5 protein-coding genes are annotated in these 12865 nt (G+C 68.4%); all 5 read right to left on the bottom strand.

The genetic code is table 11. The features are described from left to right. Positions 1–183 precede the first annotated feature (183 nt). Positions 184–4044 carry a BREX-2 system adenine-specific DNA-methyltransferase PglX gene (pglX, locus tag OG736_RS44660; RefSeq protein WP_442817219.1) on the bottom strand — a complete coding sequence of 1287 codons (3861 nt, stop codon included), beginning with the start codon at positions 4042–4044 and terminating at the stop codon, positions 184–186. Positions 4045–4158: 114 nt separating this feature from the next. Continuing rightward, positions 4159–5661: a hypothetical protein gene (locus tag OG736_RS44655; protein ID WP_327187916.1), complete on the bottom strand. Its 1503-nt coding sequence runs from the start codon at positions 5659–5661 to the stop codon at positions 4159–4161. Next, on the bottom strand, positions 5661–7082 hold the full coding sequence (locus OG736_RS44650) for a KGGVGR-motif variant AAA ATPase (RefSeq protein WP_327187915.1): 1422 nt from the start codon (positions 7080–7082) through the stop codon (positions 5661–5663). Before OG736_RS44650 ends, OG736_RS44655 begins: the two co-directional genes overlap by 1 nt. Beyond that, positions 7079–7573, bottom strand: a complete 495-nt coding sequence (locus OG736_RS44645) for a hypothetical protein (protein ID WP_327187914.1) — start codon at positions 7571–7573, stop codon at positions 7079–7081. Before OG736_RS44645 ends, OG736_RS44650 begins: the two co-directional genes overlap by 4 nt. 79 nt (positions 7574–7652) lie before the next feature. Beyond that, the gene (pglW, locus tag OG736_RS44640) at positions 7653–12179 is read right to left on the bottom strand and encodes a BREX system serine/threonine kinase PglW (protein WP_327187913.1); all 4527 of its coding nucleotides are present in this window, start codon (positions 12177–12179) and stop codon (positions 7653–7655) included. Positions 12180–12865: the final 686 nt, after the last annotated feature.

Below are 12865 nucleotides of genomic sequence, written 5' to 3'. Positions count from 1 at the left end.
GCACCACGTCGTGCCTGACCGCGTTTGCTGCCGGCTCTGTGACGACCAGACTCACGTTCTCATGACCTCCGAGCCGGGCCCGAGGGGTGGGCCGCCTTTGCGGCTGGCGGGGCACGGCTGACTGGAGATACGAGTACGAGGGGCTGCGGACTTCACATCTTGAAGTTCGCAGCGCTCCCGACGTTACTCGCCCGCCGCTCGCCGTCCGCCCCTCCTGTTTTCCGGGCGCCAGGCGTCGAGGTCGGACTGTGAGAGGCGGCGGCCGAAGAGACCCGTGGAGAGGGCAGAACGGAACTCCTCGGCGGGGTTGCCCTCCCACTCCTCGTCGTACTCGTCGTACCACTGCTCTACCCAGGGCAGGACCTCCTGCAGCCCGGCCAGGAGCGGAACGAAACGGGGGTCCTCCCTGACCCAACCATCCTTTTCCAGACGGTCGTTGAGGAGGTTGACCAGTGCCTCGGCCTGCTGGCGATGGTTCCAGCCTGCCCAACCAAGGGTGAGGGAGGGGTCGTTGTCCAGGGAAGAGCCGGGATAGGAGATGAACCGCTCCTTGGGCACGTCGAGTTTGCCGCGGTTCGACCAGAAGCTGTGTTTCAGGAAGTCGGCCGATGTGTATTTCGGCGGGACCTTGATGTCCTGCCGCTCCCCGGTGCGATCCTCCTCCCGTTGCTGCTCCCAAACCTGCTCCCACTGCGCACGCTTACGCAGGCCGGACTCCTTGTAGCGGAGAGCGGAGAGATAGGGGACGTGCTCTGGTTCGACGACGGCGGCGAGGACCGTGGACAGCGGGACGTCGTGCTTGTCAAGGTGGTCGGCGGCGTAGAGCGCGGCTACGGCCTGTACGTCCTCGTCGTGCCGCAGGGCGTCGGCGAGCTGGTACACAGTGAGGGGACGAGGGGAGTCAAGGCCATCACGCTCCTCGAACCACAGCTCCTCGCGCTCGGCCGCGTCAAGCAGCCAGGCGACCAGGGCCGCGGCCTCCCGCCTCTTCCAGGATCTGGTGTACCAACGGCGCTTGAACTCGGGACGCTCGACAAGCTGAATGTTCTTGTGGGATCCGATGAGGTCGAGGCGTGCCTGCACGATGCGACGGTAGGACTCGGGCCAGTCCTTCGTGGGGATCTCGGTGGTGGGGGTGGACTCGTGCCGGTCGAACCAGGCGGTCTCCGCACCGCTGCGGGCGAGACTGATCTCGAACGCGCGCTGACCGAGGTTGAGTTGGGGCAAGTCGGCGTCTGTCAGATTGGCGGGGTCGCCGGGCAGCGTGGTCCGCTCGACCTCGGCGGGCGTGAGGAGCCCGTACAGCCCGTAGACGGCCCAGTCGAGTTCTTCCTGGAGGAGGATCATGCGGGCATGGATACGATCCTGCGCGAAACGGGCCTCGTCGAGGGCGGTTCGGGTGGGGACGGCTGCTGCGGTGAGTGTTGAGGGCTCATGCTCGGTGAGTTGCTGGGTCAGGGAATCGAGTTCCCGCCCCCAGGGGAGAGGGAGTGTGGCGGGGAGAGGGAATTCTTGCAGCCGGGTTCCACTAAATGCAAATCTATTCTCCCAGGCTTCATCTTGGACCCCACGCCCAATACCGCTGCCTCCCTTCACGTGGCTAACCTGTTTCATCCAGAAGCAGGCGGTCGATGAGTTCAGAACTCCGAGCAGCTCAAAATGTTGCTCAGCGCTTGCAATCTCGGGCAGTTTGATCATTGGAGCGGTCTGCTTGAAAACTTTCCCACCCCGGTCCAGCACAAAGTGGTTGTGCGTGGCAACCTCGCCGTACGCGATGGACCAGGTATTCGCTCCGTCATCTTTGGGGAGTTGATGCCACTCGTACCAAGGGCGCCCATCGGAGAAGTATGTTCCTCTGCTGAATGTGGCTCGACTACCCAGCTCCGTTCGGCTGGGCCACATCCAGCGAAGAGCGTCAGCGAGTTCTGACTCCGCGAGAAGCGAATGCGTGGAGGAGTAGGGGAAGAAGATCGACTGCCCCTTGAGCTGATTCCAATCGCGTAGCTCCTCCCCAACGACAACGCGGCGAATGTAATCGCAAGAAACATTGCGGGTTGTAAAGACCCGCTGAGGAGCGATCATCGCCTCATCCGCACCTGGAATACCGAAGATGCCAAGCCGGAATACGTGAGTACTCAAGCGGGAAGCTGCGGCGCGCTCGATCGCATCAAATACTCCACTTGCCCCACCCCCACTCAGCGACCAAGGATGCTCCGCGAACCGCCCTCGCTCCACGTCCTCAACGCTCACCCACTCCTCCGGCCCAATCCCCGGCTTCCGCCATTGCGAGATAATCGCCTGCCATACCTTCCCCTCCGCCGGTTTCGGCGGAGGGCTTGGCTCGCCCCGCACACCCAGCACCGCGCGAATCGGCTGAGCCTGCCGCGCGACCTGGTTTCGCCCCACCAAAATGACGGTCGGGGTGCCGTGCCCGGGGATGAAGGCGCCGGAGGTGTCCAGGACATGGGTGAGTTCGACGCCACTGAAGTGACGCTTGCGACGCGTCTGAGGGTCCTTGTACTCGCCGCCGTGGAAGTACGACTCGATGAGCGTTGCGCCGAACTCCCGCTTCATGAAGGAGTTCGCGGTGATCTGGCCGGTGTATCCGCCGTCGCGGTGGGAGCCCCCAGCCCGTACCGCCAGCTCGAAGATGCGCTGTGCGAAGGGCACGGACAGGGCGTACTTGCCGGAGCAAGTCCAGTAGATCTTCCGGTAGTTCTCGTTCTCCTGCTTGTCCTTGACCGTGATGTACGGAGGGTTCGCGACGACCACGTGGTACGAGCCGCGGCCGAGCAGGTCGACGCTCTTCACGTAATCCTCGACGTCCTCCGTCCGGTACGTGAAGACTTCCCCGCGTTCGGCGTCGTCCAGGGTCTGATCGGTCTCGCGTCCGGCCTCCCGCCCGTGCAGCAGTGAGTCGGCGACGGCGATGCGGATCGGCATGGAGGGGGCCGCGGAGAGCCGGTCCACCCCGCACTCTTGGACCATGGCGACGAGGAGGCGGAAGCGGGCGATAGAGACGGCGTACGGGTTCTTGTCGGCGCCGTGGACGGACTCCAGGGCGCGGCGGACCAGGGTCCAGTTCTCCGTGCCTGGTTCAGTCTCGCGCCACTTCGCGAGGATGCGGCGGAACAGGCCGAGCAGGAAGTGTCCGGAGCCGCAGGCCGGGTCGATGCAGCGCAGGCCGCGTACGGCCAGTTCGCCGTCGGGGGCGCCCTCGTCGTACATTTCGCCGGTCCAGCCCTGCGGGCGGTACTTCCATACCGGGTCGAGGCCGAACTCTTCCAGTGCCGGATCCAGGGTTAGGTCGAGAATGAACTTTTCGACGAACTCCGGGGTCTGGAGCAGGGCGTACGTCTTGCGGGCGTGTTCCGAAAGGTCCTGGTAGAGGTCGCCGAGGAAGTGGGTGTCGAGGGCTGGGTCGGTGAAGTCGTGGCGGATCCGGCCGTCGGAGCCGCGCTCACGCCAGAAGGCGAGCAGTTGGGCCGCTGCCCCGTAGGAGGGGTCGAGTTCCCACAGGGGATTGTGCGCGGGGTCGAAGAGGCCCTCCGCGATGACGTGTTCGCGGCCGAGCGCCCGGAAGGACTCCTTCAGCCAGTCGCGGTCGTTCAGCTCGGGGCTGAGACGAAAGAACGCGTCGTGGCGGTCCTGGGCCTCAGCAAGTCGGTCGCGGTGGCGGCCGCGGAACTCGTCGCGGGGTCCGGACAGCCAGGCGTCTGGGATCAGCTCATTGTCCTCGCAGAAACGGACGAAGACGCACGCCAGGACCCAGGCGGCGGCGATTTGTACCACCCGCTCGTCGCGCCAGGTTTCGAACCTTTCGACGGAGGTACGTCCCGCTTCGAGGGCCGCGCCGTGCTCCCCGCGTAGCGCCGCTGCCTGCTCGTCCTCGGCCTCTGCGCGCTCCCGCAGGTCCTTCTCCAGGAGTGCGACCTGCTTCTGGAGGTCCTTGAGTAGTGCGGGGTGGCGCACCGACGTGGCAGACGCGTCCGCCACGTCGGTCCGGTACGGTGCGTCGGTCGTGCGGATTTCCTCGGAGGACACCGGGTGACCTCTCCATCCTCAGTTCGTGGTTCCCGCCGTGTTGCTCTCACGCCGGCCTGCCTATCCTGCCAGCCTGGGCCGACAGCCGAGGAGCACGGTGGGGGGCGATCCCTGCTACCGGCCGGTGAGCGGGATCCCGCCCATGCGGCCCAGGCCGAAGGCGAGGCGGTAGATGTCGGGTAGATCGAGGAGGGAGTACTCGTCGATGTCCTTGTCGCGGCGGCGCAGTACGCCGAGCTCGATCAGTTCCTGGATCAGCCGCGGTAGGTCGTCCGGGTGGCGGGGGCCGGTGTGTACGAGGTCCGGACGGTCGGACTGCACATAGCGGGCCGACTCCTCGCGTAGCTCTCGCGGGAGGTCACGTTCCTTCCAGATACCGACGATCTTGCCCTGCGCGAGGGGCACCTGGCAGCCGGTCAGCGGCCTGATCGCCATCTCTACCCACGGGGTGTCCTCGCAGATCTGGTCCACCCGCACGGTGGACGCCTCGCGCACACCGCTGCGGATGGCGTCGTGGTGCAGGGCGCGGTCGTGCGAGGGGTAGGACGCGCGGGTCGTGTCGGCGGCCACGGCGAGGGCCTTGAGGAAACTGCGCGGGCTGATCCGGTCCTTGCTGTCCATGAGGTGGTTTGGCAGCCAGGTGTAGGGCCGGCCCTTGCGGACGTTGCTGCCCATGAAGGGGTCGGCGATCCGCTCGAAGAGCGGGGTCTGGGCCTTGGCGTCGTTGCGCAAGGCAGGAGGGGGGACGTATCGGTCGGCCTGCCGTGACGGGTCAGGGTCTGGGCCCGGCTCCCAGCCGCCGGTGATCTGACGGAACCGGCGCGCAGCCTCGTCGTCCTCGTTGCCCAGGTGGTGGAAGAGGAGCCCGTACAGGTCGGTGCGGGACCACTCCAGGTAGGCCGCGTTCCCCGACAGTTTGGAGGCGTCGGGGAACAGTTGCTTCGCCGCGTCGAACATGTCCGGGCGCAGGAACACCTTGAAGCGGATGTTGCGGGTCCCGAACCGCAACCGCAGCGCGACCCGGAGCAGACCGGCGATCAGTTGGTCCGTCGTGGCCCGGTCGTGGTGTAGGTGCTCGAGGCCGTCGAAGACCAGCAGGTGGACCACGTCGTCCGCGTACGCCTCGGCGTCCGCCTGCGCGATGGTGTGCTCCGCCGGGTCGCGATTAGCCCGTACCCAGGCGACCCGGTCGGCCCACCCGGCCGGTTCCCGCAACTCCGGCTGCCCCAGGACGGTGAGCAGCACGGCGTACCAGATCTCGTCCGGCAGTGCGCCGCTGTCCACCAGGCCGTACAGGGCCAGTGGGCCTGGATAGTGAGGCGATCCGATGTCCATGCCGTGGCCCGGCGAGACCCGCAGGCGGCGCAGTCGGGAGATGCGGTACTCGTCGGCGGCGGCCTCGCGCAGGGCGGGGTCGAGCAGCGAGCGGGCCCAGAAGGTTTTGCCGACGCCCCGGCCGCCCTGCACCACAGTGCTGTCGACGTACAGCGCTGCCCGGTGCGCGTCTGGCATGTACAGGGTGTGCGGGGTCGGCCGTCGGGTGTCCGCGTCCACGGTGCCCTCCAGCGCCCGCGACAGCAGATCGCGGTACGCGCCGGGGCTCAGCGGCTCGGTCATCAACTGCCGTCCTCGTCCTCGTCCTCCGGCTCGTCCTCGACGGCCGGTCCCGCCATGATCAGTGGGACGGCGGTGTCCAGGAAGTCACGGTACGCGGCCTGCACGAAGGCACGGTCCTGCCACTGCGGGGAGTCCGGCACGTTCATGCCGACCAGGCCGGGCTCGAAGAGGATCGGGACCGCGTAGTGGGGGCCGGCGTCGTCCGTCAGGTCCGGGGCGAACACATCCCGGCGCATGTCGCCCACCGCGAGTGGCCGAGACCCGTCCGAGGCCACGACAGCGTCGTACAGCGTGGACTGGAAGCACTTGTGTGCGTTCGAGCGATAGCTCTCGAGATAGTCATCCATCGAGTGGTGCACCGAGTCCGGCACCATCGACGCCACCATACGAAGCTTCTTGCGGATGCGCCCGGCCTGCCCCGAATCACGCCATGCCTCGAAGAGGTCCCGGTAGCCCGCCCAGGTCTGCGCATTGTCCGCGCCGAAAAGCAGCGCGAGGTCGCACAGGCGGGAGATGGCCACGGCGGCGACGTCGTGGATACCCGCCCGGCTGTCGAGCAGTACCACGTCGGGACGGCGCCCGCTGTCCCCCCGTTCCACCGCCTCCTCACAGGCGCTGACCGTGTCCGCCAGCCGGTCGGCGAAACTCGCGCCAGCCGCGTCGGCGTAGACCCGGTTGAGCTTGTCCACATAGGCGTTGGGCACGTCGTCGGTGCCCGCACCGCGCGCCGGGGCGATCCACAACTCCCCCCGGTTCGACGGTTCGTACCCGGAGCGCGCGACGATCTCCAGGCCATCCGCATTGCCCACTGTGGACTCCACCAGGTGATCCACGACGCCGTGACGGCACAACCGGCCTGATCCCAGGAGAAGCGGGCCGACGCCGGGCGACTCAAGGTCGAGGTCGACGACCAGGACGATTTTTCCCTCGTCGGCGAGACGGCGCGCAAGGATGGCGGCCGCCGTCGTACGGCCCACGCCGCCCTTGAAGCCGTACAGAGCGGTACGGCGGGTGGGGGACGTGCCGTCCTCGGGTGCGGCGGGCGTCGAAACCCTGGCCCAATCCTCGCCAACGACCGTGTTGTCCAGGAACCGGACCGAGCCTGCCGTGGTCGGCCCCGCGAGCCCGTCGATCGCTCGGGGGGCGCCGAGCAGTGTCTTCGCCGAGAACATCGTCGAGGCCAGCAGGAGGGGGCGTTCGCCCGTATACCGGCCGAGCCGCTCGGTGAGCTCGGCCTGCCACCGGTTCACCTGCTCCGTACCGGTCTGACGCTCACCGCTATCGTCCACGACGAGGGAGAACCGGCCGAGGACATCGCGGACCAGCAGGACGGGGAAACCCTCCTCGGCCACCCGGCGGGCGATCTCGAAGGCGATCGGCCGCGCCTCGTCGAAGCGGACCGGCGAGTCGTACAGGGTCATGACAGTTTCCCGGTGATCACAGCCTGCTCGTGCAGGGCGAGGACAAGTGTTGCCGCCTTCCGACGGCAGGCGACGACGGACGCTTCGACGCTCGTCCCATCGGTGTAGCGGTCTGCCTCGGTCCAGGAGGCGAAGTCCGAAAGGCTGCCCATGGCTTGAAGGAGATCTGCACCGGTGCGGCCGTGCGTCAGGAGGGAGACGGCAGGGAGTACGTTGGCTATATGGCCCAGAGGCTCCAACTTGTTGTTGGAGGGGTTGTTCCACCAGGGCTTGCGCGAGGTGCGCCCTTTACTGTCCGTCATGGACACCTCGGCGGTGAAGCGCAGCAGCAAGCTCTTGACCGCGCACTCCGCAGCGAAGCCGAAGAGGTGGTCGGCCGTCGGCAGCCGCTGGTCGTCGTGGAGGTACACAGCGTCATGGAAATGCCGCTCCGCGGCGCTGCCGTAGTGGTGCTCGACGGAGGGCTCTTCGTCTGCATTTTCGTCCGACACGTCATTGATCATAGGCCGCCGCGCTGCTCCGAAGGGGCGAATTGTCGCATGACGGAGCTACCCGACGTGCCGTCACCGGTCAGGCGTCGTGCGGCAGTTGTCGCGACTCCTGTTCCCCTTGGTCTAGCAGCTCCTTCATGAACAGCCCTTCAAGGGGCTCCCACTCGCTTACCCGATCCACGACGTCCACCGTGCGGCCGTCCAGGGTCGGGGAGGCCTGCGGGTCCTCCATGGGGACGAGTAGCCACAGGCCGTGCGGGGTGTCGGATCGATGACGGGACGCCTCCTGGAGGGACACCAGGAGCTCACGACCGCCTGCCTCCCAGTAGCGGGCCGCGAGGCCGGCCCGATGCACCAGCAGGACGGTGCGCGGGCCCGCCTGCTCGGCGAGGGCCACGCATCGGGCGCCAGCACGCTCGGCGGCAAGCCGCGTGTAGGAGCCCAGGGCGGTTCCGACACGGCCAGTAGTGGTGAACTTGGCGTCCGCCTTCAGCAGAGCCTGCCACCGGACCTCCTGCTCATCGGCCAACTCGTGCATCGCGGTGAGAAACAGCTCGTCAAGGGCGACGGGCAGCACACCGAAACGGGCGGCCAGCCTCTCCGCCGTGCCGGGCAGCAGAGCGCCTTTGAGGGTCAGGGCGAGGAACCCGCCCCGGCGCAAGGAGTTCTCCAGTCGCAGCGTGAGCATCCGGCGTGGATCACGGCCCTCCGCCATCTGGCCCTGCGCGGCTGCATACATGGTGCCGGTGCTGGTCAGCACGGACCCGCTGTACGCAGGTCGGCTCTGCTCCGGATCTCGGGCAGGCGGGAAGAAGCGCTTGAGGCCCCGGTCGTGTTCCAGCGGGAAGCCCGCCTCGAAGAGGGCTTCCTCCAGCTCCACGTACGTGGTGTCGGCCAGCACTGTGAGGCCCGGAAAACGGGCACGGACCCGGGCCAGCAGCTCGTCGGCACCGATTCCCAGCCCAGAACGTACCCCGGCGGCGGCCTGAGAGATCCGCAGTGCCCGATCAAGCTTCAGCCCCAGCGGGAACAGCTCGAAGCGCGGCGAGACGCCCACACCACCGGCCATGGCGGCGGCCAGAGCGACCAGGCGGGTGTCGGCCAGCGGGGCCATCCCCTCTGGTGCATCCACGGCGCGCAGCTCACGCAGGACGGTGGCCCGGCCGGGCAGAGGATCGCGGGCCACCACGTCCTGGGCGACTTGCGCGAGCCGGGTGGCGTACTCGGCGAGCTCCACCGGGGTGGGGTCGTCGCTGCCGGGGAGGTCCTCAAGAGCCAGAAGGACCGTACCCCCGCGCCGCAGCACGGCGAGCCTCGGCGGCACCTCGTCCGCGCCGTCTACCTCAGTGTCTGTGCTGTCCCCGGACCCCGTACCGCCGGTGGATCCCGCGTCGCGTCGGCGGGACTCTGCCTCAGCAGCCGCGCGCACGATGGCTAGGGCCGTCGCCTGGAGGCCGGCCCGGTCCGTGTCGACATCGTCCTCGTCGCGGTGGGCGTGCCTGACCCGCAGCTCGGCGGCCAGCTCCTGTGCCGTCATTACTCTGCCCTGCTCGGACAGGATGGTGACCAGCTCGTCGCGGACCCGGCCGAGCCAGGGCAGCGCGGCCCACTGCTCGATCGCGGCGATCTGGTGCTGCGAGACGGTCGGCTGACTTATTCCCAGCGCGTCGGCGATTGCGGGCTGGGTCGGCCAGGTAGCCGACAGAGCAGCACCCGGCAACCCCAGCGTGGCCAGGACGACGTCCGGCCTTGGACGGGATCGGCGATTGCCCTGCGCCGGAGTGAGCCGGGCCGCCAGAGTCTCCACCGACTCCAGGGCCTCTTCCGGGGCATCGGCCGACATCAGTACCGGTTTCCGGGACGCTGCGCGCCGGCGCAACTCCTGCGTCCACTGGCGGTGACGCCGGTTGAGCTCCTTGCGGATGACGTTGCCGGCGCCCCGGGCGCGGGAGATCGTGTGCGGCGGGATGTCCAGGAGCGCGCCCACCGTGGCGGCACCCAGTGCGGCCGCCACGGAGACGGCCCGCGGCGAGAGCCCTGCGGCATCCAGCGGGGTATCCAGGCCGGCGGCCGCAGCGGCCTGCTCGCGCGCGTCTTCCACGTCCTCGGCCTGGGCGTCCACCGTGGCCGGCGTGGTTGCAGGACGGGCCGCGTCCGCCGTACGGAACACCTGACGCCAGGCCTCCTGCATCTGGCGCAGGCTGTCGTACCGCTGATCGACGTCGCGGTGCAGCGCCCGCTCGAAGAATCCGGTCAGGCCCTCACTCAGCGCAGGTTCGAACAGCTCGCGGGCGACATAAAGTTCTGCCTTTGGGACGGTGAGCGGGTCACCCTGACCGTCACCCCACACGGGGCGCTCACCCGAGGCCATCTCGTGCAGGGTGACCGCGGTGGCGTACCACTCTGCATGGTCGTCGTAACGGGCTCGGCGGGTGCCACCCAGGAACGGATCGAGATAGCCGCGAGTGCCCGCGTGGATATCCTGATCGGGCGCGTCGGCCAGGGAGAAGTCGAACAACATCAGTTGCCAGGAGCCGTCGCTCCGCTTGAACAGGCCGAGGTTGTCCGGCTTGATGTCACGGTGGCGCACCCCGCGGGCGGCAAGACTGTCCAAGGCGTCGAAGAGATCATTCCCGAACCGCTCCAGCTGGCCGTACCCGAGTCGGCCCTCCCCGCGCAGCCGGGTGCCGAGACTGACCGGGTCCCGGTCAGCGGACGGCCTGAACCCACCCGCGTACTCGATCTCCAGAACGGTGTGGCCGCCCAGCTCGCGGGGATCGGCGAGCAGCTTGACTATGCGGCTGCCGCCCACCTCCCGCAGCGCCTTCGCCTCCGCGTACAGCCGTGCGTCCTTCTCACGGTCGAGAGCCACCTTGAACACCCGGAGGGAGGCCATGCCCGATGCCCCCGCCGCACCTGAAGCGCCCGGATCCGCTGTGTTCTCCTCTGTGCGGCAGACCAGGAGGGCGCGGGCGGTAGCGCCGGTGCCCAGGACACGGACCACCTCCCACTCCTCGTCCAGCTGCTCGCCCGGCTGGGCCGTCAGCGGATCCGTGAGCACGGCAGCGGACCGCCCGGCATGCGCGCGATCAGCCTCCGCAGCGTCGAGCAGCCGCAGGAACTCCTCGGCGGACGACAGACGGTTCTGCACGTCTGAGGCGGTGGCCCGGAAGACCAGGTCGTCGAGTGCGGCGGAGACTCCGTCGGAGACCGCGTACGGGTGCAGTCCGCCCTCGGCGGCCAGCCGGTCCACCAGTGCGCCGCGCACGTCGGCGGGCGCCTTCCCCGTGAGGAGAAGGTAGGCCAGGCTGCCGACGCCGAAGACATCGAGGTCCACCGGATCGGCGAACTCCCTGTTGGTCTCCGGAGCGAGATACACCTGGGCGATGTCGGCGACTAGGCCGGAGTCCAGTGGTGTGTCTCCCAGCGAGAGATGCGCGGTGGTCTCGAAGTCTCGGGCCGCGGTCTGCCAGTCGGCGATCCGCAGCACCGGGTCCGAGCCGTCCTCGCTCGCAGTGACATACACCGATCGCGCGGACAGGGCCCTGTGGTACAGGGATCGGTTATGGGCATACCGCACGGCCTCGGCGAGCTGGCGCACCAGATCCAACCGGAGAGCGGGCGTGAGACGGCCGCCGTACGCGTCCAGGTACGCATCAAGCCGCAGGTCCGACTCGTGGTGGCGGAAGAGGATCGCCGGGCCGCCCTGGTGCTCGCGGATCTGCACGGCCTGGACGATGCCGCGGTGGTTGATGCCCTGCAGGACCTGGTACTCGCGTCGGGCAGCGCGGTCCACCCGACTGCGCTGCTCCGTCGAGGCCCCCTGGCCCGCCAGATAGATCCGGACCCGGCCGCTCTCTTTGGCCAGACCGTCGTCGCGCACCGCGAGCCGGTCCTCCCAGCCGGGGCCCGCGTCTAGGGCACGCGGCTCAAGCCGCCAGTCGTCCCCGAACCGCAGATGGGCAGTGGAGTGACTCACCCCTATACGCCGCATCAGCTCTTCGAGTCGCTGGCCGTCCTGCTGGGTGATGCGCCAACTCTCCCGCTCCGGAGGCAGACGCAGGAGGCCGTCCCAGATACCGGGCAGGCCGCTCGTGCCTTCGTTGCGCCCGTAGACCGAGGTGCGCTGGAACTCGTCCAACTCGCTCACCAGGCTGGCATCGTGCAGAAAGACCGCCGGCTTGATGAAGGGAACCTTCCGCGGATCGATCCCCGACGCGCGCGCTGCCCGCTCCAACTGGGCTTTGAGCTCCTTGGCCTTGAGATCAGTGAGGTGTAGCGGGTTGCGCAGCGTGCGCACCCGGTCGTCGTGGAACTGCCAGGTGTCCCCATGGTTCACCACTCGGCCCGGATGTCCCTTTAGCTCCAGTAGGTACACGCCGCCGGGCACGGCGATCAACAGGTCGCACTCGTTGACCCGGCCGGTGACACCCGTAAACTGGAACGTCGCCCACGCACGGTACGGCTCCGCCATCGGCATCAGCTGGCGTACGTGCTCAAGACCCTCCTGTTCCCAGCGGAAACCGGAACGGCGCGGCTGGAACCAGCGCTCGCGGCGCGCGGGCGGACCGGGCTTTGGAGCGGACGGCCGCGCGGTCGACGTCACCTGGGACCTCCGGGGTGGGCTGGAACGGGTACGGGACAGCCCGCGAGACCGGCCCGGTGCCTGGGCGCTCGGCAGGAAGAGCGCAGGTCCCGGACCCGCACAGCATCCTAGTTGCTGCGGTCCTAGCGCAGGCCCGCACCGTCACAGAGCATGCACGGTTCTTCGACCGGGCTCACTCCGGCGTCAGGGTGCTCGGCCGAGTGCAGAAGTGGGCCATGGGCACGCTGACTCCGGCAGTGGCCGCGAGCCGCGCTCCTGTAGCTCGTCCAGATGCCGCACAGTGATACTGAATGGTGCGGGTCTCCGTGCCGAGATCCCCCGAGCCCGGTACGGAGACACCGCCCCCTTTGGCCACACCCGGTCCGGCACCAGGGCCGGCCCGCCGCAGCCGGATGCGCCCCTGCGCCTGCTCGGTGACTCCCACTGCCGTGCAGCCATCCCGGGCAGGTTCCGCGGAGAGGCGCAGCACGCGCGGGGCCTGAACGGCAGCGCCGGAATCCGCGCGAGCAGGCTGATACCCGAATCGCCAGCGCGCAGGAGATCGAAGACGACGAAGTGGGCAGGCCACTGCCCGGCGAGCCGAGTCGCGTCGACGCCGTGCCGCTGCAACCGTCCCTGGAGCCACTCGGAGGCGAGCCGACCCGCTCCCACACCACCAACTCCCCGTCCAGGGCCGTTGTATAGGG

The organism is Streptomyces sp. NBC_01334, assembly GCF_035983595.1.
In the GTDB taxonomy this organism is placed as follows: Bacteria; Actinomycetota; Actinomycetes; order Streptomycetales; family Streptomycetaceae; genus Streptomyces; species Streptomyces coriariae.
Note: the sequence above shows the minus strand (reverse complement) of the source record. Positions and strands in the feature narration are given on the sequence as shown.

Bases quoted from the DNA above. Each gene is read 5' to 3' on its own strand.
- OG736_RS44655 (WP_327187916.1), bottom strand. From the start codon at position 5,661: ATGACCGAGCCGCTGAGCCCCGGCGCGTACCGCGATCTGCTGTCGCGG.
- OG736_RS44650 (WP_327187915.1), bottom strand. From the start codon at position 7,082: ATGACCCTGTACGACTCGCCGGTCCGCTTCGACGAGGCGCGGCCGATC.